This window comes from Reyranella sp., from assembly GCF_965229815.1.
In the GTDB taxonomy this organism is placed as follows: Bacteria; Pseudomonadota; Alphaproteobacteria; order Reyranellales; family Reyranellaceae; genus Reyranella.
This window is the reverse complement of the sequence record NZ_CBDDJN010000006.1, coordinates 201,901-225,299: the sequence shown is the minus strand read 5'-3', so window position 1 is coordinate 225,299 and position 23,399 is coordinate 201,901. Positions and strand designations below refer to the sequence as shown.

19 protein-coding genes are annotated in these 23,399 nt (G+C 69.2%); 9 read left to right on the top strand and 10 right to left on the bottom strand.

Annotation, left to right across the window (positions count from 1 at the left end; all coding sequences use genetic code 11):
* Positions 1-362: 362 nt before the first annotated feature.
* Positions 363-1,529 carry an adenylate/guanylate cyclase domain-containing protein gene (locus ACO073_RS12415; RefSeq protein ID WP_421997731.1) on the bottom strand — a complete coding sequence of 389 codons (1,167 nt, stop codon included), beginning with the start codon at positions 1,527-1,529 and terminating at the stop codon, positions 363-365.
* A 38-nt stretch (positions 1,530-1,567) separates the two neighbouring features.
* Positions 1,568-3,280: an ABC transporter ATP-binding protein/permease gene (locus ACO073_RS12410; protein ID WP_421997730.1), complete on the bottom strand. Its 1,713-nt coding sequence runs from the start codon at positions 3,278-3,280 to the stop codon at positions 1,568-1,570.
* Between the two features lie 158 nt (positions 3,281-3,438).
* Between ACO073_RS12410 and ACO073_RS12405 the strand changes: the two genes are divergently transcribed.
* Together ACO073_RS12405 and ACO073_RS12400 are read left to right on the top strand one after the other, a co-directional pair.
* Positions 3,439-4,728, top strand: coding sequence for an RsmB/NOP family class I SAM-dependent RNA methyltransferase (locus ACO073_RS12405; RefSeq protein WP_421997729.1), 1,290 nt, complete (start codon positions 3,439-3,441; stop codon positions 4,726-4,728).
* A 246-nt stretch (positions 4,729-4,974) separates the two neighbouring features.
* On the top strand, positions 4,975-6,792 hold the full coding sequence (locus ACO073_RS12400) for an SLC13 family permease (RefSeq protein ID WP_421997727.1): 1,818 nt from the start codon (positions 4,975-4,977) through the stop codon (positions 6,790-6,792).
* A gap of 37 nt (positions 6,793-6,829) precedes the next feature.
* Here the strand turns inward: ACO073_RS12400 and ACO073_RS12395 are convergent, their stop codons facing one another.
* Positions 6,830-10,132, bottom strand: coding sequence for an autotransporter domain-containing protein (locus ACO073_RS12395; RefSeq protein ID WP_421997726.1), 3,303 nt, complete (start codon positions 10,130-10,132; stop codon positions 6,830-6,832).
* Between the two features lie 242 nt (positions 10,133-10,374).
* On the opposite strand from ACO073_RS12395, the gene ACO073_RS12390 reads away from it, so the two are divergent.
* From ACO073_RS12390 to ACO073_RS12375, 4 genes are all read left to right on the top strand, one after another.
* On the top strand, positions 10,375-11,670 hold the full coding sequence (locus ACO073_RS12390; protein ID WP_421997725.1) for an aspartate aminotransferase family protein: 1,296 nt from the start codon (positions 10,375-10,377) through the stop codon (positions 11,668-11,670).
* Positions 11,663-12,673: a phosphotransferase enzyme family protein gene (locus tag ACO073_RS12385; RefSeq protein WP_421997724.1), complete on the top strand. Its 1,011-nt coding sequence runs from the start codon at positions 11,663-11,665 to the stop codon at positions 12,671-12,673. Before ACO073_RS12390 ends, ACO073_RS12385 begins: the two co-directional genes overlap by 8 nt.
* A gap of 88 nt (positions 12,674-12,761) precedes the next feature.
* Positions 12,762-13,124, top strand: coding sequence for a carboxymuconolactone decarboxylase family protein (locus ACO073_RS12380; protein WP_421997723.1), 363 nt, complete (start codon positions 12,762-12,764; stop codon positions 13,122-13,124).
* 62 nt (positions 13,125-13,186) lie between these two features.
* Positions 13,187-13,570, top strand: coding sequence for a RidA family protein (locus tag ACO073_RS12375; protein WP_421997722.1), 384 nt, complete (start codon positions 13,187-13,189; stop codon positions 13,568-13,570).
* Here the strand turns inward: ACO073_RS12375 and ACO073_RS12370 are convergent, their stop codons facing one another.
* Positions 13,571-14,110, bottom strand: a complete 540-nt coding sequence (locus tag ACO073_RS12370; protein WP_421997720.1) for a VOC family protein — start codon at positions 14,108-14,110, stop codon at positions 13,571-13,573.
* 83 nt (positions 14,111-14,193) lie between these two features.
* On the opposite strand from ACO073_RS12370, the gene ACO073_RS12365 reads away from it, so the two are divergent.
* Together ACO073_RS12365 and ACO073_RS12360 are read left to right on the top strand one after the other, a co-directional pair.
* Positions 14,194-14,754, top strand: coding sequence for a carboxymuconolactone decarboxylase family protein (locus ACO073_RS12365; protein WP_421997719.1), 561 nt, complete (start codon positions 14,194-14,196; stop codon positions 14,752-14,754).
* 77 nt (positions 14,755-14,831) lie between these two features.
* The gene (locus tag ACO073_RS12360) at positions 14,832-15,140 is read left to right on the top strand and encodes a hypothetical protein (protein WP_421997718.1); all 309 of its coding nucleotides are present in this window, start codon (positions 14,832-14,834) and stop codon (positions 15,138-15,140) included.
* A 25-nt stretch (positions 15,141-15,165) separates the two neighbouring features.
* Here the strand turns inward: ACO073_RS12360 and ACO073_RS12355 are convergent, their stop codons facing one another.
* Positions 15,166-16,239, bottom strand: a complete 1,074-nt coding sequence (locus tag ACO073_RS12355) for a hypothetical protein (RefSeq protein WP_421997717.1) — start codon at positions 16,237-16,239, stop codon at positions 15,166-15,168.
* Between the two features lie 270 nt (positions 16,240-16,509).
* On the opposite strand from ACO073_RS12355, the gene ACO073_RS12350 reads away from it, so the two are divergent.
* A complete protein-coding gene (locus ACO073_RS12350; protein ID WP_421997716.1) occupies positions 16,510-17,511 on the top strand; it encodes a hypothetical protein in 1,002 nt (333 codons plus the stop codon).
* Between the two features lie 76 nt (positions 17,512-17,587).
* On the opposite strand, the gene ACO073_RS12345 is transcribed toward ACO073_RS12350, so the two are convergent.
* From ACO073_RS12345 to ACO073_RS12325, 5 genes are all read right to left on the bottom strand, one after another.
* The gene (locus ACO073_RS12345; RefSeq protein WP_421997715.1) at positions 17,588-19,129 is read right to left on the bottom strand and encodes an amidohydrolase family protein; all 1,542 of its coding nucleotides are present in this window, start codon (positions 19,127-19,129) and stop codon (positions 17,588-17,590) included.
* A gap of 160 nt (positions 19,130-19,289) precedes the next feature.
* On the bottom strand, positions 19,290-20,123 hold the full coding sequence (locus tag ACO073_RS12340; protein ID WP_421997714.1) for an ABC transporter ATP-binding protein: 834 nt from the start codon (positions 20,121-20,123) through the stop codon (positions 19,290-19,292).
* The gene (locus ACO073_RS12335; protein WP_421997712.1) at positions 20,113-20,952 is read right to left on the bottom strand and encodes an ABC transporter permease; all 840 of its coding nucleotides are present in this window, start codon (positions 20,950-20,952) and stop codon (positions 20,113-20,115) included. The genes ACO073_RS12340 and ACO073_RS12335 overlap by 11 nt, the downstream gene beginning before the upstream one ends.
* 124 nt (positions 20,953-21,076) lie before the next feature.
* On the bottom strand, positions 21,077-22,162 hold the full coding sequence (locus tag ACO073_RS12330) for an ABC transporter substrate-binding protein (protein ID WP_421997711.1): 1,086 nt from the start codon (positions 22,160-22,162) through the stop codon (positions 21,077-21,079).
* Positions 22,163-22,485: 323 nt separating this feature from the next.
* A complete protein-coding gene (locus ACO073_RS12325; protein WP_421997710.1) occupies positions 22,486-23,391 on the bottom strand; it encodes a DMT family transporter in 906 nt (301 codons plus the stop codon).
* Positions 23,392-23,399 lie beyond the last annotated feature (8 nt).

The window sequence follows — 23,399 nt, the reverse complement described above, 5'->3', positions numbered from 1 at the left end:
GGCGTGCCCGGGCAGCGAAAGGACGCATTCTTCCTCATGCTCCTTTTCCCCGATAGGGCAGGGCTATCGCTCTGATCAATTTCTCCGTCATCCCGAGCGGAGCCACCGGAAGGGCGGCGAAGTCGAGGGACCTTTCTTGTCGGCAGCGCGCCCGAAAAGGTCCCTCCACTCCGCCGCGCTACGCGCGGCTTCGGTCGGGATGACGGGGATTTTGCGGTCATATGCGATAGCCCTGCCCTATCGGGGGAGAGGAACCCGATTGTCGCTGCTCGGGCGTGCTCCGATACCTTCACAACCTCGGAGTGGCGCGCCCCCAGCAGGATGGATTTCAAATCATCGCGCTTTAGGAGAAGCGTGGCCGTTCAATCGAGATCGTCCGGCCTCCACACCGAAACGGGAACCTGGACGCCGCGGAGCGCGTGGATGCCGAGGGGCTGCCAGGAAGCGCTCGACGCGCGTACGAAGGCATCGCTGGCCACGATCGGCGCGTCGAGGGACTTGGTGAGGTCCTGCAGACGGACGACCTCGTTGACCGCCGATCCGACGACCGTGAACTGGAGACGTTCCGGTACGCCGAGATTGCCGTAGAGCACCGTGCCCTGGTGGAGCGAGATCCCGAAGTCGAACTCCGGCCGCTCGCGGCCCTCCGAACTCGCCCGATGAAGGCGTCGCGCCTGCCGGGCCGCCAGCAGCGCCCTCGGGCAGGCGCTGGCCTCCGCCTCATCGGTCCGGAAGATCGCCAGCACCGCGTCGCCGATCAACGACACCACCTCTCCGCCCTGATCGAGGACCGGGCCGGCGGTCATCTCGAAGTACCGCCCGAGCAGGTCGAGAAAGGATTCCGTCGTCATCGAATCCGCAAGCCGGGTCGACCCGCGCAGGTCGCTGTACCAGAGCGCCACGGCGAGCTTCTCGCCGTCTCCCCGCTTGATGAGGCCGTTGAGGACGGCGGATCCCGCGCGCTCCCCGAGATAGACGTGGGCCAGATTGCGGGCGATCCGTCGCTCGATCTTCGCCCGGATGGCAATGGCGAGTTGCCGGGCGATGTGCGTCAAGGCGTCGATTTCGGGATTGCTGAAGCCCGACGGGCGGTCCGCCACCCACGAGCACATGACGCCGTTCGTTCCCGTCGGCTCGAAGCTGACCGGCACGAGCAGGTAGTCCGTGCCGCCCCTGGCCCGGAGTTCCTCGAGAACAGGGAAGTCCAGGCGGGCCTCGGGCCCCGTCAGGCGGCGGCGGATCGTCGAGGCGCCGCGGGCCAGGGCGAAGGCGATGGGACTCCTCAAGAATCTTTCCTGCGTGCCCTCCTCGGCCGTCATCTGGGTGCTGATCATGCCCCCGTCGGGTGACCAGCTCAGGATGCTCGCCTGGTACAGCGGGTGCAGCATCGGAAATGCGATCTGGACCCGCAGGATGGGAAAGCCGAGGCCGGTCAGCCGGTGGCACAGGGCCTCGAGCAACGCGGGCGGCTCGGCATCCTCGAGAGCCTCGTCGCTCAGCCAGTTTCCGATATCGAATGCCTGCGCCATGAACTCGCGATGGTGGGTTGCGGATCAACGATAGACGGTCAGGCTTCGACCAGCCGGCCGACCTCGCCCGGCGTGCGCTGCAGGTCGAGCTGACGGTCGTGCCATTGCCTGAGCGACGGCCGATGGCCGATCGAGACCAGCGTCGTCGTCGGCAGCCGGCCCTTCAGCTCCTCGTAGACCGCCGTCTCCGTCGCCTCGTCGAGAGACGCCGTGGCCTCGTCGAGGAACAGCCAGTCGGGCTTGAAGACCAGTGCGCGGGCGATGGCGAGACGCTGCTGCTCGCCGCCCGAAAGCCGGTTGCTCCAGTGCGCCACCTCGTCGAGCCGGTCGGCGAGATGGCCGAGCCGCGCCGCCTTCAGTGCGTCGACGATCTCGGCATCGCTCGCCCGCGAGTTTTCGTCGGGATACCGGACGGCATCGCGCAGCGTGCCGATCGGAATGTACGGCTTCTGCGGCAGGAACAGCACGCGTGCGCCGGCCGGCACCTCGACCTTGCCCTGGCCGAACGGCCAGATGCCGGCCAGCGCGCGGAAGAGCGTGCTCTTGCCCGAACCGCTCGCGCCCGTGATCAGGGTCGAGCGGCCTTGCGGCAGCACGAAGGTGGCGTCGGACAGCAGCGCCTGGCCGTTCGGCAGGCCGAGCGTCAAGTTCGCGGCGCCGACATCGCCGCCCTCCGTTCGCGGCACGACCTCGATGGCGGTGTCGGGACGGGCGTCGGTCGCGGCCTGCAGGCCGAGGAGGCGGTCCATGACGGCGCGCAGCTCGGCGAGGTTGGTGTAGTTCTGCACGAAGAAGGACAGCGCCCCCTGGACCTGGCCGAAGGCCGAGGCCGTCTGGGTCATGACGCCCAAGGTGATCGCCCCCGAGAAAAAAGCCGGCGCGATCACCACGAAGGGAAAGATGATGGCGAGCTGGCTGTAGCCCGATTGGTAGAAGACGAGCTGCGCCTCGGTGAACAGAACCTTCCATCCGTTGGCGAAAACGTCGGCGAAGCGCTGGTTCAGCGCCTCGGCCTCGCGTTCCTCGCCGCGGTAGAGGGCGATGCCCTCGGCGTTCTCGCGCACCCGCACGAGCGAGAAGCGGAAGTTGGCCTCGAACTGCTGCTTCTGGAAGTTGAGCGGGATCAGGCGGCGGCCGACGATGTTGGCGAGCCAGGTGCCGACGACGGCGTAGATCAGGCATACCCAGGCCAAGTAGCCGGGGATGGTGACGTCGATCCCGATCGGCTTCAGCGACAGCGGCCCCGAGAGGCTCCACAGGATGATCAGGAACGAGATCAGGGTCGCGATGGCGCTCAGCAGACCCAGCAGCAGGGACATCGTGTACTCGCCGAGCTGGCGCAGGTCCTCGGCGATGCGCTGGTCGGCATTGTCGACCGAGCGCTGCAGCTCGATGCGGTAGTAGCCGCGGCCGTCCAGCCAGTGAGAGAGGTAATGCCGCGTCAGCCAGCGCCGCCAGCGCAGGCGCAGATAGGGGCTGACGATGGCGCGGGCCACGAAGACGGCGATGTAGAGCATGGCCAGCCAGGAGAAGAACGTGATCTCCCGCCAGAAGGTCGCCTCGTCCTTGTTCTGGAGGCTGTCGTAGAAGCGGCGGTTCCATTCGTTGAACAGGACCTCGAGGCCGACGCCACCGAAGGTGAGCGCGATGGCACCGACCAGCAGGGCGATGGCGATCCATCGCTCCTCGGACCGGAAGTACGGGATGCAGAGCCGCCACCAGTCCCCGAGGAACGAACCCACTCTTTTCATGCAAGATCCTTTCGGCGCGCACCCTAAAGCATTGCCCGCGCCCGTCGACCCGCTTCCCTACCCCGTCGATCAAACACCCGTCATCCACACGGAGGTCGGGAGCAGCCCGGCCGGGAAGAGGTGACAATCCCCGGGCCGGCAGCTATAGCCGCCGCCCGATGGACACCGCGGTCGCTTCCCGACGGGTCGCCCTCGACATCCTGACCGCCTGCCTCGAGAAGGGGCAGCCGCTGGACGACGTGCTGACCCGCCATCCGGGCTTCGCCGGCCTCGATCCGCGCGATCGGGCGTTCGTGCGCCTGCTGCTGGCCACCACGCTCCGCCGGTTGGGCGAGATCGACGCCGTGCTGGGCCACCTGGTCCAGCGGCCGCTGGAGGGCAACAATGCCGTCGGCCGGCTGGTGCTGCGGCTTGGCGCCGCGCAGCTCCTGTTCCTCGGGACGCCGGCGCACGCCGCCGTCGACACGTCCGTGCGCCTGGTCGCCGATACCGGCCTGCCCCATCTCAAGGGACTGGCCAACGCCGTGCTTCGACGGGTCGCCCGCGACGGCGCGGCCCTGCTGGGCGACCGCGACCCGGCGCGGCTCAACACGCCGCAATGGCTCTGGGACAGCTGGGTGGAGAGCTACGGCGAGGCCGACAGCCGGGCCATCGCCGCTGCCCATCTGATCGAGGCGCCGCTCGACGTCACGCCGCGCGCCGACGCGCTGTTCTGGAGCGGCCGGCTCGAAGGCGAGCTGCTGCCCTCCGGCACGATCCGCCGGCCGCCGGGCGGCAACATCACGGAGCTGCCGGGCTTCGCCGAGGGCGCCTGGTGGGTGCAGGATGCCGCCGCCGCCCTGCCCGTCCGCCTGATGGGTGATTTCGCGGGCCGGCGCGTGGCCGATCTCTGCGCCGCGCCCGGCGGCAAGACCCTGCAGCTTGCCGCGGCCGGCGCCGCGGTCACCGCGGTCGACATCTCCGCCCGCCGCATGGCGCGGGTCGGCGAGAACCTCCAGCGCGCCGGACTGGCCGCGGAGCTGGTGACGGCAGACGCCGCCAAGTGGACCCCCGCCGCGCCGTTCGACGCCATCCTGCTCGACGCGCCCTGCTCCGGCACCGGCACGTTGCGGCGGCATCCGGACATCGCCTGGCTGAAGGGCCCCGACGACGTCGCCCGCCTGACCCTGACGCAGGACCGGCTGCTGGCGCACGCCGTCGAGCTGCTGAAGCCGGGCGCCGTCCTGGTCTACGCGGTGTGCTCGCTGCAGGAGGACGAAGGACCGGCGCGCCTCGAGGCGCTGCTGGCGCGCGACCCGCGACTGCAGCGGCTGCCCGTGCAACCCGGCGAGCTGCCCGGCGTGGAAGCGGCCGTCACGCCGGCGGGCGATGTGCGAACGCTGCCCTCGATGTGGGCCGAGCGCGGCGGCATCGATGGCTTCTTCATCGCACGGCTGTCGCGCCGCTGAGGACATTCCATCGGGAGCGACGGCACCCCTGTCTCGCCTCGCAGCCGGTCTCCATCGGGACTTTTCGCCGGCACCGGCCGTGCCTGTACGGCCAGGTCGAGGGGGATGCTATGATCACGGCGTGGACCAAGGAGCCTCGATCATCGGCGCACGGATGTTGCCTGGAGTCGTCCGTGCCGGCGCGCCCCGCACGACGCGCCCGTTCGAGGCCGGCCGCGGCGAACGATCGCGCGACCCCGGCCTGACATGACTTTCGACCAGGTCGGACTGTTCGCGCTTTTTGCGTTGGTTCTGGCGGCCCTGTTGTGGGGCCGCTTCCGTCATGACCTGGTGGCCGCGGCGGGCCTCATGCTCGGCGTCGTGCTTGGATTCGTGCCGGCCGACGATGCCTTCTCGGGCTTCTCCAATCCGGCCGTGGTCATCGTGGCGCTGGTCCTCGTGGCCTCGGTGGCCTTCGAGAATTCCGGTGTGCTCGCCCTCGCGACCCGCGGCCTGGTCGACGACAAGCGCGGCGTTGGCGCACACATCGTCATCGTCAGCGGCGTCGGCGCGCTGCTGTCGAGCGTCGTCAACAACGTGGCGGCGCTGGCGCTGCTGATGCCGCTCGACATCCGGGCGGCGCGGGCCGCCGGGCGGCCGCCGTCGCTCACCCTGATGCCACTCGCCTTCGCCGCGATCCTGGGCGGCATGGTGACTCTGATCGGCACCCCGCCCAACATCCTGGCGTCGGCCGTGCGCCAGGAGCGGCTCGGCGAGCCCTACCGCATGTTCGACTTCACGCCCGTCGGCCTTTCCATCGCCTTGGCGGGCATCGCCTTCGTGGCCTTCATCGGCCGCCATCTGCTGGCCGCGCGCGCCGATCCGGCCGGCGCGCTCGACCGCGAGACCTCGTTCAAGGCCGAGTTGCTGGTGCCCGCGGAATCGCCCGCGATCGGCCGCCTCGTCGCCGAGTTGGACGACGACGCCGAGGCCGCCGACGTGCTGGTGTTCGGCGTGCGCCGCGCCGGCCACACCCATCACGGGCGCGCGCGGTCGATGGTGCTGCAGGCCGAAGACCTCCTTCTCGTCGAAGGCTCGACCGAAGCCATCGCCGAGTTCATCCGGATCCTCGGACTGCACGAGGCGGATGAAGACGAGGCCGGCGAGAGCCAGGCCGACGGCGAGTCAGCCGGCGGGGAACCGAAGGAAGAGCAGGAAGCACGCAAGCCGGCCCTGACCATCGTCGAAGCCGTCGTGCGCACCGATTCCCGCCTGGCCGGCCGCACCGCCGTGGAGTTCGATCTGCGCGGCCGCTACGGCGTCACCCTGCTCGGCATCTCGCGGGCCGGGGAATTCGTCGAGGGCGAGACGCGGCATCGCGCCATCGAGGCGGGCGACCTGCTGCTGCTGGCCGGCAGCGGCGCCGGCAGCACCACGACGCTCGGCACCCTGGGCGTGATCCCCGTCGCCGAGGCCAGCGTCGCACCGGTCAGCCCCGCCCGCATCGGGATCGCGCTCGGCCTGTTTGCCGCCGCCGTGGCGACGGCAAGCGCAGGGCTGCTGCCCTTCACCGTCGCCATCGCGCTGGCCGTGATCGGCTACGGTGCCACCGGCCTGGTGAGAGCCCGCGAATTCTACGACCGGATCGAATGGCCGGTCGTCGTCATGCTGGCCTGCCTCCTGCCGCTCGGGACGGCCTTCGACCGGCAGGGCGGCACGGCGCTGGTGGCCGACGCCATCCTGTCGGTGACCGAGGGACAGTCGGCCGTTCTCAGCCTGGTCGTCCTCATGGTCATCGTCATGACGCTGTCCGACATCCTGAACAACGTGGCGACGATGGTGATCGCCGGTCCCCTCGCCATCGAGCTGGCGCAGCGGCTGGGCGTCAATCCCGACACGTTCCTGATGGGCGCCGCCGTCGCCGCCTCCTGCGCCTTCCTGACCCCGATCGGCCATCAGAACAACACCCTGATCATGGGGCCGGGCGGCTACCGCTTCTCGGACTATTGGCGGATGGGACTGCCCCTCGAGATCGTCGTGCTGCTGGTCGGCGTGCCCGCCCTGCTGGTGTTCTGGCCGCTGTAGCGACGGCCCTTCGACGTCCTCACCGACCGTCGCCCGGTCACCAGGTCATGCGCAGCCCGGCGGTCAGTGCGTGGGCGGAGTCCTGTCCCGAGATGTTGCCCTCGTAGCGGAGATAGGCCCGGGTCGCCTCGGCGATGGCAGTGTTGGCGCCAAGGCCGATGACCACGCCGTCGCGCGTCGGCGAGATGCCGTAGGTCGTGAACGGCATGGCCGGTGCGCCGGCCAGCGTCGCCGTCACCGGCCGCGACACGTCGGCATATTCGTGGCTCCAGCCCAGCCGCAGCTGCACCGCCAGCCGCTCGCGCCAGCCGAGGTCCATCGAACCGCCGAGCTGGGCCCCGATCACCGAGCGCAAGGAATTGGTCGTCTGCTGGGCGACGCTGAGGTTGAGCGACTGCGCACCGGCCTCGGTGAAGCCGTTCTGGGTCCCGGTATAGGCCTGCAGCCGGGCGAACGGCGTCACGAAGGCTTGTGCCGACGCTGGAGATTGGGGGCCGAGCTCGAAGCGCCAGCCGCCCTCGAGCTGGCCGTACCACTGGTTGGCGCCGGTCTGGCCCAAGGCGGTGCGCTGCTGCAGGCCGGGGACGGCGATCTGGCGCCACATCTGGTTCCACGACCAGGCGTAGCCCGCCAGCGCATCGAGGTAGAGCGGGCCCTGGGTGTAGCCGCCGTAGAGGCCGACATTGACCGTGTCGGAGCGGCCCATGCCGTTGAAGCCCGAGACCCACTGGCTGCCGGTCGTGTAGCCGGTGGTGATGCCGACGCGGGCGCCGGGCGCGACCGCGCGGTCGAGGCCGGCTGCGAAGCCGCCGGCATTGTAGGTGACGGCGCCGGTGGCGGCGCCGTTGCCGAGCGTCCCCAGCCCGCCCAGCGCGCCGCCCCACGCTCCCCAGGCCGGGGTCGCGCCAGCATCGCAGGCGACCTCGCAGGCTTCGGCCAGCGCCACGCGCGTGGTGCCGCTGCCGGCCCCGCCGCCCGACCCGCCGCCCGCCTGGCCGAAGAAGTTGTTCATGAAAAGCTGCGCCCCCTGCACCATCGCCGTCGAGAAGCCGGCGTAGTTGTTGCCCGACAGAGACTGCAGCACGTACTGCGCCGTGGCGTTCGAGGTAGTGTTGAAGGCCAACGCGCCCAGCACGATGGCGAAGTCGCCGGTGGCGTTGCCGACATTGGCGTCCAGCACGTTGCCGACGGCCGCCTGGGTCGGCGTCGCCGCCGCCGCGGCGAAGCCGCCGATGTCGAGGGTGAGATAGGCGTTGTTGGCGTCGTAGCTCAGGTTCGACAGCAGGAACGGGTAGAGTTCGTTCACCGACGTGAAGGTGCCGCTCAGCCCGCCGGCCGCATTCAGGATCGTGTACGTCGTCGAAGGAGCGAAGCTCATGCCCGGCAGCGCGGTGACGACCACCTGGCCGCCCTGCAGCGTCCCCCTGCCGCCGACGTTCAGCCGGTCGCCGGCCCCCGCCCCGCCGACTTCGACGGCGTAGCTGCCGTTCGCCGTGTTGGTGAAGTTGCCCGACACGGTCAGCGTGCCGATCGAGTTGCCCGGCGCCAACGTGCCGCCGCTGAAGACGTCGCCGCCGACCGCGCCGTTTCCCCCGAGGATGCCGGTCGGGCCGACGAAGACGTTGCCGCCCAGCGACCCGTTGACCGACAGGGTGCTGCCGCCAGCGACGACAGAGGAGCCGCTGTAGGTCCCGCTGTTGCCCACGAGATCGAGGGAGCCGCCGCCTTGCACGACGAGCATGCCGCCCCCCGTGATCGACGACCCCAGTACGCTGGCCTGGGCGGTGTTCAGCACCAGCATGCCGCCGCGCATGGCCAGGTTGCCGCCGGCGCCGCCGAGCGCGCCCAGCACCTGGGTGTTGCCGTTGAGGTCGAAGGTGCCGCCGTTCAGCGCGAGGGCGCCGGCGAACGGCAGGGTGGCGCCGGCACCAAGGGTCAGGCTTCCGCCATTCACCGTCGTGCCGCCCGTGAAGGTGTTGTCCGTTCCCATCAGCCAGTAGTTGCCGCTCGCCACCGTGAGCGAGCCCGGCCCCACCACGTTGCCGTAGAGCAGGCCGGGGTTGCCGCCCGACGGGCCGCGTAGCGTCGCGCCGCCGGGCATCAGGAGGATGGGGAAATCCGTCGCGAACCCGCTGTCGAAGGTCACCGTGCCCTGCAGCGCCAGCAGCGGCCTGACCGAGCCGATCGCGCCGGACGCCCCGTTCCAGCGGTAGCCGACGAAGCCGGCCGCGGCGTCGTAGAGATAGTCGATGGCGCCATAGAACGAGACGCCGGTGTTCACCGACATCGTGTTGTTGAAGTACGCCACGGCCTTGGGCGTGGTCGGGTTGCCGTCCGCACCGACCGCGAACTGGTAGAGCGCCCCGCTCCCCAACCCGGGCAGCGACACCTGGACGGTGGTGCCGTCGGGAGCGCAGCGCTTGGCCGCCGCTCCCGCGGGGCAGGTTCCGCCGGCGGCCAGCTGATTGGCGATCGGCGTCTCGAGGATCATGTAGGTGATGCCGCTGTCGGGCAGCACCTTGCCGGTGCCGGCGTCCTGGCCGTTGACCGAAACCTGCGCGGTCGGCGCGGTCCAGTCGTAGACGCAGTCCGGCCGGGGCGCCGTGCAGCCGGGCGTGTTGGGGCCGTTGGCGGAGAGCTTGACGAAGGTGTTGAAGCCCGACGTGTTCGAGGCGGTCAGGCCGAGGGTCACGCCCGCCTGTCCATTCGGGTTGTTGCTGCTGTTGGTGATGACGTAGCCCGCCCGCATCGCATTGATGTTCAGGCCGGGCACGTTGGTGCCGACCAGGGCGAGGAAGGGATTCTTGTTGATCGTCGCGGGCCCGCTGCCGCGGTCGAACCCGATGCCCATGTAGGCGATGGACTTCCCGGGCCGATGGTCGCAGTCGGGATTGCTCGTCGGGCACTCGGTCAGGACCTGGAGCACCGGCACCTGCGCCGTGACGGTATTGCCGCCGAGGCCGCTGATGACGACGTTGGTCAGGTAGAGCTTGCCGCTCTCGACGAGGTCGTTGCTGGTGTAGGTGATCGAGCTGTTGCCCATGAACGTATCGGTCCTGGCGTTCGGTCTGAAGTAGACGTCGGACGCCGCGATTCCGGTCGAGCCGGTGTCCATGGTGAAGGGCGTCGTCTTCGTCGTGTCGCCGAAGTTGAGCGTCAGGTTGACCTGCTGGGTGGCGTCCGGCTGTCCGGCGGATGCTCCGACGAACGGGACGAAGAAGCTGCTGGTGTAGCCGTTGTAGAGGTTCCAGCTCTGCGCCTGCGCGGCCGGTGCGCCGGCGAGCGCGAACGCCACCGCTGCCAGCAGACGCGGCAGGCCGACCGTCGACCCTTTGGGCATGCGTTTCCCCCAAGAAGCGATCGCGGCACGTCCGCGATCTCCCCCGAGAGACGGACCCGCGATGGCGACGCAACTCTGCCACAGAACGTGGGGGCACGACGCGCATTGATCGAAAGTTGCATTTCACGCGGACTGAATCGACAGAAACCACCATGCCGGTTCGTGAATCGCTGCGCAATTTCGCGCTGGTTCCGGGTTTCCTGTTAGGCTGTGTTTCCTCACAGGCCGCCGGAGAGAATTGCATGGACACGACGATGCTTGCCGCCCGACGCGACCGTGCGCTGGGAGCCGGCGCACCGCTGTTCTACGACCGGCCAATCCACATCGTCCGCGGCGAGGGAACGTACCTGTTCGACGCCGAAGGCCGCCGCTATGTCGACATGTACAACAACGTCCCCTGCGTCGGGCACGCCAACCCGCACGTCGTGGAGGCGATGGCGCGCCAGCAGGCGACGCTGAACGTGCACAGCCGCTACCTGCACGAAGGCATCGTCGCCCTGGCCGAGCGGCTCGCGGCGCTGCACGGTCCCGCGATCGAGAGCGTCGTCTTCAGCTGCTCGGGCACCGAGGCCAACGAGGTTGCGTTGCGCATCGCCCGCGGCGCGACGGGCCGGCAGGGCATCGTCTGCACCAACGCGACCTACCACGGCAACAGCGAGGCGGTCGGCAAGATGACGCGCATCGGCGAGGCTCCGGGGAGCGGCCACAACAGCCAGGGCGACGTCCGCGCCATCCCCTTCCCCGAGACGTTGCGCCCCCTCGTGCCGGGTGCCAGCGAGGCGGAGCTGGCGGAGGCCTATCTCGAGCGCCTGCGCGGCGTCATCCGCGGTTTCGAGGAGGACGGAACGGGCTTCGCGGGCCTGATCGTCTGCTCGATCTTCGCCAACGAAGGCCTGCCCGACGTGCCGGCGGGCTTCATGGCGCGCGCTGCCGAGATGGTGCGGGCGGCGGGCGGACTGGTGATCGCCGACGAGGTCCAGGCCGGCTACGCCCGGACCGGGCGCTGGTGGGGCTACGAGGGTGCGGGCTTCACGCCCGACATCGTCGTCACCGGCAAGCCCATGGGCAACGGCCTGCCGCTGGCCGCCACCGCCGCCAGCAAGGCGCTGGTCGACGGCTTCCGGGCGCGCACGCGCTACTTCAACACCTTCGCCTCGAGCCCCCTGCAGGCCGCGGTCGGCATGGCGGTGCTCGACGTCATCGAGCGCGACGGGCTCCTGGACAACGTCGCGCGCGTCGGTGCCGCCCTCAAGGCGGCGCTGGCGGAGCGCAAGCCGCGCTGCGCGGCGATCGGCGACGTGCGCGGCCACGGCCTGTTCATCGGCGTGGAGATGGTGAAGGGCGGCGACGCGCTGGACCCCGATCCCGAACAGGCGATCGCCGTCGTCAACCGGCTGAAGGATCGCGGCTTCCTGACCAGCAACGCCGGCGCCTTCCGCAACGTCGTCAAGATCCGCCCGCCGCTGGTCTTCGCCCGGCACGATGCCGACGCCTTCCTCGAGGCCTTCGACGCCACGATCGCCGAAATCGATGGCTGACCCGGCGGCCGGCAGCGCCGATCCCTTCCGGCCGGCGGCGATGGCCGCGCTCGCCGCCTTCCCCATCGAGACCGATTCGGTGGAGCTGGTGTCGCTGTCGGAGAACGTCACCTATCGCGTGACCGACCGAAGCGACGGCGCGCGCTATGCGCTGCGGCTGCACCGGCCGTGGTACCACACGCTCGAGGAGCTGGTCTCGGAGCGCGCCTGGGTCCGCGCCCTGGCCGCGGCCGGCATCGGCGTGCAGGCTCCGGTGCGCACCCGCGACGGCCAGGAATATGCCGAGGTGACGGTGGCCGCCACGGGCGAGCGGCGCTTCGCCGGGCTGGCGCGCTGGACGACGGGCCGCATGCTGGCCGAGGTGCTGCGCGAGACGCCGGATCCCGCCCTGGCCTGCGGCCATTTCGCCGCGCTCGGCGCGCTCACCGCGTCGCTGCACGAGCAGGCGGCGGCATGGCGGCCGCCGGCCGCGTTCACCCGTCACGCCCTCGACGCCGACGGCTTCATGGGCGAGGCGCCGCACTGGGGCCCCTTCTGGGACCACGCCGACCTGTCGCCCGCCGAGCGCCGGCTGGCACTCGACACGCGCCATCGCCTGCACGCGGCGCTGGCCCGCCTGGCGCGTGGCCCCGACGCCTGGAGCATGATCCACGCCGACATGCATCCCGGCAACGTGCTGGTCGACGGCGACCGGCTGACCGTCATCGACTTCGACGACGCGGCCTGGGGCTGGCACGCCTACGACATCGCGGTGGCGCTGGTGACCCAGCCCGAAGGCCCGGACCGGGCCGCCGTCGAGCGCGCCTATGTCGAGGGCTACCGCACGGTGCGGCCGCTGCCCGATGCCGTGCTGGCGGCGGTCTCCATGTTCCGGCTGGTGCGCGGGCTGGCGCAGATCGGCTGGTACCATCAGCGGCCGGAGCTCGACCGTACGACGCACTTCGAGGCCATGAAGGACGGCGTGATGGAGCAGTGCCGCGCTTTCGCGGCCTCCGCCGCCTGACGGCCATCCCGTCGCCGGGCCGCGTGACCTGGATCAAACCGCCCGCCCGCTTCGTCCCGTAGGGTCTCCGCAAGCATCGGAGACACGCATGAAGGACTGGCCTGCCAACGTGAGCGAACTGACGGCGCAGCTGCGCACCCTGCGCGGCGGAGCGCCCGAGGTGATGAAGGCATTCGCGGGCCTTGCCCAGGCCGCGACGGCGCCGCAGGCGCTCGACGGCCGGACCAAGGAGCTGATCGCCCTCGGCATCGCGGTCGCGATCCGCTGCGACGACTGCATCGGCTTCCACGTCAAGGCCGCGCTGAAGCACGGCGCCACGCGCGAGCAGGTGCTGGAGACGCTGGGCATGGCGATCTACATGGGCGCGGGCCCGTCGGTCATGTACGCCACCCACGCGCTGGACGCCTTCGCCCAGTTCGAGGCCGAGAAGGCGGCCCCGGCCGCGGAGTAACGAGGGTCCGTCCCGGCCGCGCGTGATAGGCTTCCGCCTGTCACCACAGGGAGGTCGTCGACATGCCCATCGAGCGCTTCATGGTCCCCGGCGAGCTGGAGCCGGTCAGTCACTACTGCCACGTCGTGCGGGCCGGCGACTTCATCTACCTCTCGGGCATGGTCGGGATGAAAGCCGACGGCACGATCCCGGCGGACACGGTCGCCCAGTTCGAGATCGCGCTGAAGTCGATCGACACGTGCCTGCGCCATGCCGGCGGCCGGTCCGACCAGGTGGTGAAGGTGCAGGTCTTCATGACCGACATCGCCGAGCGCGCCAGCATCAACCCGATCCGCCAGCGCTACTTCGGCGAGCACAAGCCGGTCTCGACCCTGGTCGAGGTCAAGGCGCTGGTCGATCCGCGCATGAAGGTCGAGATCGAGGCGGTGGCCTACACCGGCCGCTGATCACTCGGCGGCGGCCGGCACGCTCCCGGCGCGGATCGCCGCGACCTTGGCCTCGGCCCGCGCCCGGCGCTCGTCGAACTTCGCCAGGCGCCGTCTCGGATTGGGGTTGGCCACGTTGCCCTCGCCGCCCGGCTCCTTCTGCGAGCCGACCCAGCCGTGCGCGGCGATGTCGAAGATGATGCCGTCGAGATCGGTGTGCTTGATCTCGTAGCCGTGCGGGTTGTTGGGATCGCCCATGATCCAGGTCGCGCCGGTGGTGCGCGCGATCTTCCCCTGCTCGACCACGTCGTCGACCCAGAAGCCGATATGGTGGATGCCGACGAAGTCCACGCCGGTGCCCTGCGAGGCCTCGTCGCTCTTGAAGTGCAGCAGGGCGAGGTTGACCACCCCGTCGGTCAGGAACACGCCCTCGGCCAGCGGGCCGTCGAGCTCCAGCACCTCTTCGAGGCCGAGCGCCTGCTTGTAGAAGGCGGCGGTCTCCCACGGGTCCCGCACGCTCAAGGCGACATGGCGGATACGGCCTCTGGTCTGCGCAGTCATCGACTTGCTCCCTTCCATCGGCTATCGCCGCACAGTGTAGCCGGAATCGCAGCCACAACCCAGCCGGCACGGGAGGAACCGCCATGCCCGAGACCCCGACCTTCGGCCGCTATGCCGAGATCCCGTTCGAGGAGATGAGCCCGGAGCAGCAGGAGGGCTACAGGGCGATGATCGAGAGCCGCGGCCGCCTGCCCGGCCCGACCAAGATCTGGGTGCACAATCCCCGGCTCGCCAAGGTGGCAGGCCCGTTCGGTGCGCATTTCCAGCCCGGCCGGTACTCGCTCAGCGAACGCGAGCGCGAGATCGCCGTCTGCGTCATCACCAGCCACTGGCGCTCGGCCTATCCGACGGCGGCGCACGAGCGGATCGCCAAGACGGCCGGGCTGCCGGCGGCCAAGGTCGAGGCGATCCTGGCCGGCCTGCCGACGGCGTTCGACGATGCGCGCGAGCAGGTGGTCTACGAGATGGCCGTCGTGCTCTCGGCCGGCCGCTGGGTCTCGCGCGGGATGCACGATCGCGCCGTGGCGGTGCTCGGCCATGTCGGCGTCACCGACGTCATCACCCTGATGGGGCACTACACGAGCGTCGCGATGACGCTCGCCTTCTACGACGTGCCGGACGGCGCGACAGGGATGGCGCGGTAGTTTCTCTCCCATGGCGTTCGTGCACCGACAGCGCCTGCCATCCGATGAAGTCACCTCCACGGTCTTGGGGTTCCGCAATGGCTCACGGTCGAAACAAGTATCAGTCTCGCGAAAATCGAGCGAGGGTCCGGACCATCCTGTTTCGAGAATGGGATCCCATCGGGATCAACGACTCGGGCCAGGGCGCCGACGAATACGACGCCTACGCCGACAAGGCCTATGTAATGCTGATGGACGACCGCGCCACGGCGGACGAAATCGCCGAATATCTCTACGGCGTCGCGGTTGGCCATATGGGACTGAGCCCTCGGCCGGAGCTAGCAGAGGCCAGCAAGGGTGTCGCCGCGAAATTGGTCGCGCTGCGGCCTCAGTTCGAGACGCACTGAAGGTGACGAACCCCGCAGAGCCGACTCAGAACTCGCCCATTGTCCGCCGGAACTCGTCGAACAGCAGGCGGTGGCCGGCGGCGGAGAAGTGCACGTCGCCCGGGATGTAGTACTTGCGCACCACCTCCTCGGCGGGCTCGCGGAAGAACGGCGCGAAGCCGTCGACGAAGCGCGCGCCGTGCCGGGCGGCCCAGTCGCGCCAGTGCGTCACCTGGACACTGTTCCGGTCGCCGGCCACGACGTTGGCCGGCCAGGGATAGACGACCAGCGTCAGGCGCGCGTTCCATTGCCGACAGAGCGCGGCGATCCTGTCCATGTTGCCGTCGGCCAGCGCGAGGCCGCGGCGGCCCCATTTCTCCATCGCCGCCGGATCGAGGCTCCAGCTGCCGCGCCAGCGCTCGTCGGGAGCGGCCGAGCCGACCGTGAGCCAGAGATTGTAGAACAGGCGGAAGGTGGCGAAGTTGCCGAGCAGGAACTGGCCGGTGTCGAACCAGTGGTACGACGGCGCCATCGCGATCGTGCCGTCGGGCGCGACGCGATAGATCATGGCCTCGTCGGTGATGTCGGAGAGGTCGAGGAAGACGAAGACCTCGACGGGCTTGACGCCGAGCTTCTCGGCCGCCGCCTCGAGCTTGCGGAGGTAGATGACCGGGCTGAACGACAGAACGCCGAGATTCCAGGCCGCCTTGCCTTCCTTTTCCGCGGCGCAGGCGATCATGCCGGCGAAGCTGTCCTCGTAGGGCACGCCCAGCCCCTCGGTGAAGGAATCGCCGATGACGAAGATCGCCGGCTTGCTGCGGTCGGCCTCGCCCGGCGCGCAGCGGCCCGTGCGGAAACCGTATCCGTCGGTGCGGAACGGATAGACGTAGCGGCCCCACGGTCGCTCGGAATTCTGGTTGGGCGCCAGGTCGTGGTGCCACGGCACGTGGACATAGGCCTGCGTGTAGGCGGTCGCGGCATCGCGCCAGTTGCGCTTCCAGTCGGAGAACACCGTCGCCAGGAGGAGATAGTCGAGGGCCAGGGTGATGGCGACGACCACCGCCACCTGCCCGACGACGCGCAAGACCCGGATCGGCCAGGAGCCCGCCTTCGACCTCATGATCACTCCACTCAAGCCCCCGGCGCCCCCACGAGGCTACACCGGCACCCGGACGGCGCGAAACGCTCTTGTGACGCCGCGTCGCGCCCGCCCCGCGGAGAACGCAGAGATTTGACTTGAAACCGCCAAATGCCCGGCGGCATCGTTGTCGGGCCGCCACCCTCGGAACGACGCATGGTGAGGCGCGCCGCCCGTCTCGGGCCGGTCCGCTCGCCCGGGAATCGAGACTCCTGCGGCAGCGGCGAATCCACAGCGGGGAACGGACAGTCCATGGATGGAGGCATCACCGGCGCGGCGCTCCGCAGGGGCGTCGACATCGACGCGCTGATGGCGCTCGTCGAGGCCTTCGAGCCGCCGCGCAACGGCCATGCGGCGGCGACCCCCGAGGAGGTCGCGGCCGCCGAGCGCGTGTCGCGCGCCTGGACCAGCGCCGAGGCGGGACCGCTGCAGCCCGGCTCCGAGGCCCACCGGCGCGCCATCTGCGCCATGTTCCACGAGACCTTCAACCCCTACCGGCCAGCCGTCATCGACTGGCCGCGGCTGGCGCCCGAGGAACTCCAGCGGCTGACCTCGCTGCCGATCTGGGACATCGCGGTGCAGACCGAGGGCCAGGCCCGCCTGCGCTTCGCCGCCTATGCCGCCTCGCTCGGCGATCGCGAGATGCAGGCGACGATCATGCTGAACGCCTGGGAGGAAGACCGGCACAAGCAGGTTCTGTCGCGGCTGGTCGAGACCTACGGCATCGCGCTCGACAAGGAGCCGGCCTACGACGTGCCGCGCGACGCCGAATGGGGATACCTGCTGACCGGCTTCTCCGAATGCATCGACAGCTTCTTCGCGTTCGGCCTGTTCGACCTCGCCCGCCGCTCCGGCTTCTTTCCGGCCGAGCTCGTGGAGACGTTCGAGCCGGTGATCCAGGAGGAGTGCCGGCACATCCTGTTCTTCGCCAACTGGCTGGCCTGGCATCGCGCCAGGCTGTCGCCGTGGCGCCGCCTGCGCTTCGAGCTGCGCGTCGCGGGCGTGTGGATCCATATCGCCGTGCTGCGCGTCGGCCTTGCCCGCACCATCGACAGGAAGCCGCGCAACGACAACTTCACCGTCCACGGCGCCCAGGCGGTCAGCCCCGTGCCGATGGGCTTCCGCGAACTGCTGGGCGTATGCCTCTCCGAGAACGATCGCCGCTTCGCCGGCTACGACGCAAGGCTGGTGCGCCCGACGACGGTTCCCTGGCTCGCCCGTCAGGTGCTCCGCCTGGGAGGATGGCGGCGCTAGGGACCGCCGGGACTCGACGGCAGGTTCGATGCACGACCCGGATGCGGCGGGTCATGCGGCCGGCGCGTAGCCCGGCCTACACCATCGAGCTCGGCCGGTAGAACGGCTGGTGCTTCGAGGTGTCGATGTAGTTCTCGTAGAACTTGCGCGCGTGCGGCAGCAGGGCCTTCGAGAGCTTGCGGCGCTCGACCTCGTCGTCGCTCAGCGCCTTGCTGAGGTCGTCGTGCAGGGCCTTCAGCGCCACCGTGCGGTCGACCTTGGTGAACGTGCCGTCCTGGTAGATCACCTCGCCGTCGCACATGGTCATGGTGACGGCGTCGTTCTTGGCGCGCTGGACGACGGCGTCGAGGGTCGGCGTCAGCTCGTCGAGATAGGGATAGGCCACCTTGTCCCAGTCGAGCAGCACCATGTCGGCCGCCTTGCCGACCTCGAGCGCCCCCAGGCTCTCGCCGTAGGGCGTCGTCCGGGCGCCGCCGACCGTCGCCATGCGCAGCACCTGCGCCATGGTCGGCACGTCGGCCTCGACCATGCCGGGCACGCGATGGGCGCGCAGCACCAGCTTCAGCTCCTGCAGCATGTCGCGATCGTCGTTGATGCCGGCCTCGTCGAGGCCGATCGCGGTGTTGACGCCCTTCTTCTCGAAGAAGTTCAGCGCCGCCACGCCCGAGCGCAGGCGGAAATTGGACGAGCAGTTGTGGCAGACGCAGCCCTTGGCCTCGGCCAGGCGGTCGATGTCCTTCTCCGACAGCCAGACTCCGTGGCCGAGCGTCAGCCGGTGGTTCACCAAGCCGAACCGGTCGATGTACTCCAGCGCCGTGCAGTTGCCGCGCCGCCAGGCATATTCCTTCTGGTAGGCCGTCTCGACCAAGTGCATGTGCATCGGCGCGTCGTACTTCTCCGAGGCATCGGCCAGCGCCTTGAGCGCCGTGTCGGAGCACCAGTGCAGGTTGGCCGGGGCGAGCTGGATCTTCACCCGGCGCTTGTTGTGGTGCTGGGAATGGAACGACTTGAACATGTCCATGGCATCGTCCAGGCCCATCTTGAAGCGGTCGAACCAGCGCTTCATCGGACCCTGCAACTCCTTCGGCAGCGAGGCCACGAATTCCTCGTCGGCCTGGTAGACGAGCCGGTTCTGGTCACGCACGGCGTAGCAGTAGCTGACCCGCATGCCGACATCCTCGTAGGCGCGGATGACGTCGCCCGAGCGCTTCTGCACCTCGTCGAGCGTTCCCGGCATCCAGCCGTGGATGTGCTGCACCGTGGTGATGCCCGACCCGATCATCTCGAAGGCCGAGTAGAGCGTGTCGAGGTAGAGGTCGAGGTTGCGGATCACCATGCGCGTGATGAACCAGAGCTCGAGAGGCATGTCGGGCGAGCCGAGCTGCACCGGCGTCAGGCCGACATGGTGATGGCCGTTGACGAAGCCCGGCAGCAGGATCTCCTTGCCCGTGCCGATGACCGGGACCGTCGGGTGCTTGGCGTGAAGATCGTCGTAGGTGCCGACCGCGACGATGACGCCGTCCTCCTGCAGCACCGCGCCGTCCTTGATCTCGTTCCAGGCGAAGCGGTCCTTCACGCCGGTGATGGCGGCGCGGCTGCGGATGAGACTGGTGGGCATGGGTCCTCCTTGCAAACTCGTCTCTTCAGAATTCAGGCTCCTCTCCCCCGCAAGGGGGAGAGGTTGGGTGAGGGGTTGCAGAGAGCCGTCGATGCCCCCTCACCTAGCCTCTCCCCCGATCGGGGGAGAGGAACATGAAGTGTCGTGCTGATGGGCTGCGTCAGGCCATCGCCTCCTGCTCGGCGAAGGCGCGGTCGACCTCGTCGCGCAGGAGCTCGGTGAGCTGGATGCGCATGGCCTCGGCCTCGCGGCTGAAGAGGTTGCGCGGCCGCGGCAGGTTGACCGGCACGATGGTCTTGATGCGGCCGGGCCGCGAGGTGAAGACGACGACGCGGTCGGCCAGCGCCACCGCCTCGTCGATGTGATGGGTCACGAACAGGACCGAGGCGCCGGAATCGCGCCAGACGTCGAGCAGGAAATCCTGCATGCGGGCGCGCGTCTGGACGTCGAGCGCGGCGAAGGGCTCGTCCATCAGCAGCACCTTGGGACGCATGGCGAGCGCGCGGGCGACCGCCACGCGCTGGCGCATGCCGCCGGACAATTCGTCGGGCCGCTTTTCCATGGCCGCCTTCAGGCCGACCCGCTGCAGCGCCTCGGCGGCGACCGACCGGCGCTCGGCCTGCGAGGCGCCGCGGATGGCGAGCCCGAAGCTCACGTTCTGCCACACGGTCAGCCAGGGGAAGAGCGAGGTCTCCTGGAAGATCAGGCTGCGCTCGGGAGACGGCGTCTCGACCAGGTCGCCGAACGACCAGGTCTGGCCCTCGGTGGCGTCCTCCAAGCCGGCGATGAGGTAGAGCAACGTGCTCTTGCCGCAGCCCGAGGGGCCGAGGAAGACCACGAACTCGCCCGGGGCGATGTCGAGGTCGATGTCGCGCAGCGCCTCGTGGGCGCGCCGCGTACCGGCCGCCCAGGTCTTGCCGACGCCGCGGCAGACGACGGCGTCGCGGGACGAGAACGGCGAGGCCGAGAAAGGCTGGTCGACGTCAGAGGCCACGCAGCTTCTCCTGGGTATCGGGCAGCCAGTAGAGGATGCGGCGCTGGGCGAAGCGCAGCAGCCAGTCGAAGGCGAAGCCCAGCACGCCGATCACCGCGATGGTGAAGAACACCAGCGACGGGTTGAAGGTGTTGCGCGCCAGCATGATCACCTGGCCCATGCCGTAGCCGACGCCGGTCGATTCGGCGATCAGCACCACCATCCAGGCGCCGAACAGGTTCATCCGCAGGACCTGCAGCATGCCGGGCAGGATGGCCGGCACGATGACCCGGCCGTAGATCTGATGCTTCGACGCGCCCATCGTGCGCGCCACGTTGATCAGGTTGGGGCTCACCCCGTCGATCTGGGCGATGGTCGCCAGCACCATGTGGAAGAACAGCGCCACCACCACCATGAAGATGGCGGGCGCGTTGCCGATGCCGAACAGGAAGATCGCGACCGGCAGCCAGGCGATCGGCGACACCGGCGAGAGCAGCGTGACGGTCGGCAGCACCAGCCGGTCGAACAGATGCCAGTAGCGGATGGCGACGCCGATGCCGATCGCCAGCACCGAGGCCAGCACCAGGCCGACGAAGACGCGCATGGTGGTGGCGGCGACGGTGATCATCACCGATTCGAAGGCGGACGGCCCCTCGCCCATCGACACGCCGACCTGCCAGCGGGTCGCGGTGTTGAAGTACTTTCCCTGCTCGGCGAAGTTCGAGAGGAAGATGTGCGGCGGCGGCAGCAGCTTGGGATCCGCCCAGCCCATCGCCCAGCACAGTTCCCACAGGCCGGCGAACAGGGCGACCGACAGGCAGGTCCAGCCGATCTTGGACAGCCAGTCCATGCCGGCGATCGAGGAAAGACGGCGGGCGGGCGACGGGCGCGTTGCCGCCGCCGGGCGGGATGTCCCGGCGGCGGCGCCCCGGCCTGAGGGTCTTGGGGTGGCGTCGCGTTCGACGACAGCCATCTCAGGCAGACTTGTACTTCAGCTTGCCGTAGAGGTCGGGGTTCTCCTTGATGACCTCCTCGAGCATCGTCCAGTCGATGGCGTCGCGGCCGGGCTTCTTCTTGATGTAGCCCATCTCCATGACGCTGTCGGTGCGCTTCAGGATGAAGTCGGTCTGGCTGCGCGCATCGACGACGGCGGGCTGCTTGCCCTTGGCGATGCGGGCGTTCTCCATCGAGGTCTTGTAGTACTTGCCGACCAGCTCCTTCAGCACCTCATCGGTGTGGGTCTCGGCGTCGAGCTGGGCCTGCATCATGCCCTTGATGATGGCCTTGAGGCCGGCCGGATTGTCCTTGATCAGGCTGGCGCGCGCGGCCAGCACGCAGTCGGTGTAGCCCTTGCCGTAGAGGTCGGTGCCGTCGGTCAGCATGACCGCGCCCTTGACGTCGTTCACCAGCGCCGAGGCGTAGGGCTCGATGGTGCAGATCCAGTCCAGCGCGCCGGCCTTGAAGGCCTCGACGGCCTCCGGCGTGTTGCCCATGTAGCGGACGGTGACGTCCTTGAACGAGATGTTGTGCTTCTTCAGGTAGTCGTAGGGCATGACCTCCAGCGTATCCATCTGGAAGGTGCCCAGCGTCTTGCCCTTGAGCTTCTCGGGCTTGTCGAGGCCCGGGCGCGCGACGATGGCGCAGCCCTCGATGCCGCCGCCGGCGACGATCTTGACCGGCGCGCCCTTGTCGTAGAGCGCCATGAAGCTGGTGTAGGGCATCAGGCCGATGTCGACCTGGCCCATGCCGAGGAAGGTCACCATCTCGGCCGAGGTCGGCGTGTTCACGAACACCAGCTCGGTGCCCGCCGCCTTGGCGTACTGGCGCGAATGCGCGAGGAAGATGTTGAGGTTGCAGAAGCCCGAGCCGTGGGTCGACTTCAACGGCGCGCCGGCATGCGCGCTGCCGGCAAAGCCCATCATTCCGGGGCCCATCGCCATGGCGATGGCGCCGCCGGTAGCGCCCTTCAGGAAGCCGCGGCGCGACGGTGCGGCGGCCGCACCGGTGAAGTCCATGCCGGACAGGTTCGGAACGTGCGTACAGCCAATACGGTCACACATGGATGCCCTCCTCGATCAGCGGAGCGGTGGGATGGGGGATTGCGGCTTGTCGGTACACTGGGCTGATCAACTCCCTGGCGGTTGCCCAAACGGGGCAACCGTCATCGAAATTGTCGGCACGCCAACCGAGAGAACCGCTGATGCGGCCTGCGCTGCGGAAGACTGTGCAAGGCGCATGCCAGTCATTCCTCTGCCGCGATGCCGGAGAGAGGGTCGTCGGTTCAGGCGCTGGTGCTGGCGAACTCTCCGTCGCCACGAGACACCGACTCTCCCTCACGCCGGGCGTGGAGAGCGAAGAGCCCGCTCAAATCTTGGTCAGATGGTCAATTCTTGTTCGGCGGGCTCGCGGGCGGCTGACCCTGCTTGGCCAGCCTGTGGCGCAGGCGCTCGCGATGGCCGATGTAGAGGCCCGAGCTCACGATCACGGCCGCGCCGACCCAGCTCCAGAAGTCGGGAATGTCGCCGAACACCACGAAGCCCAGCAGCGCCGCGCCCAGAAGCTGCAGGTAGTTGAACGGGGCGATCACGGCGGCGGGCGCCTGGCTGTAGGCGATGGTGAGGAAGTAGTGGCCGACGCCCGCCATCACGCCCATGCCGGCGAACAGGACCCAATGCAGGCCGCCCGTCGGCGTCACCCATTCGAACGGCAGCAGGGGCGCGGCGACCACGGTGCCGACGATGGTCGCCATGGTGGCGGAGGCGTCGGGCCGCTCGGTCTGGCCGTAGCGGCGCGAGAAGAGCTGGTAGAGGGCGCTGCACAGGGTGCTGCCGACGATCAGCAGCGCATGCCAGTCGAAGTGGGCGTGACCCGGGCGCACCACGATCAGCGCGCCGGCGAAGCCCACGGCGACGGCGGCCCAGCGGCGCGGCCCGACCGGCTCGCCGAGGAAACGCGACGAGAGCGCGGTCACGACCAGCGGGCTGGTGAGCGAGATCGAGGCGGCGGTGGCCAGCGGCAGGTACACGATGCCGTGGAAGTAGAGGTACGAGGAGAAGAACAGCAGCAGGCCGCGCACGACCTGCGAGCCGACGTTGCGCCAGCGGAACAGGTCGCGGCCGCTGCGCGGCAGGAACAGGGCCAGCATCAGGATGAAGGCGAAGAAGTAGCGCGCCCAGATCACCTCGATGACCGGATAGTGCTGGCTCAGCGTCTTGGACATCGCGTTCAGCACCGAGAAGCACAGGACCGAGACGATGATGGCGAGGATCGCCCGCAGGATCGGGCTCATGCGACGAC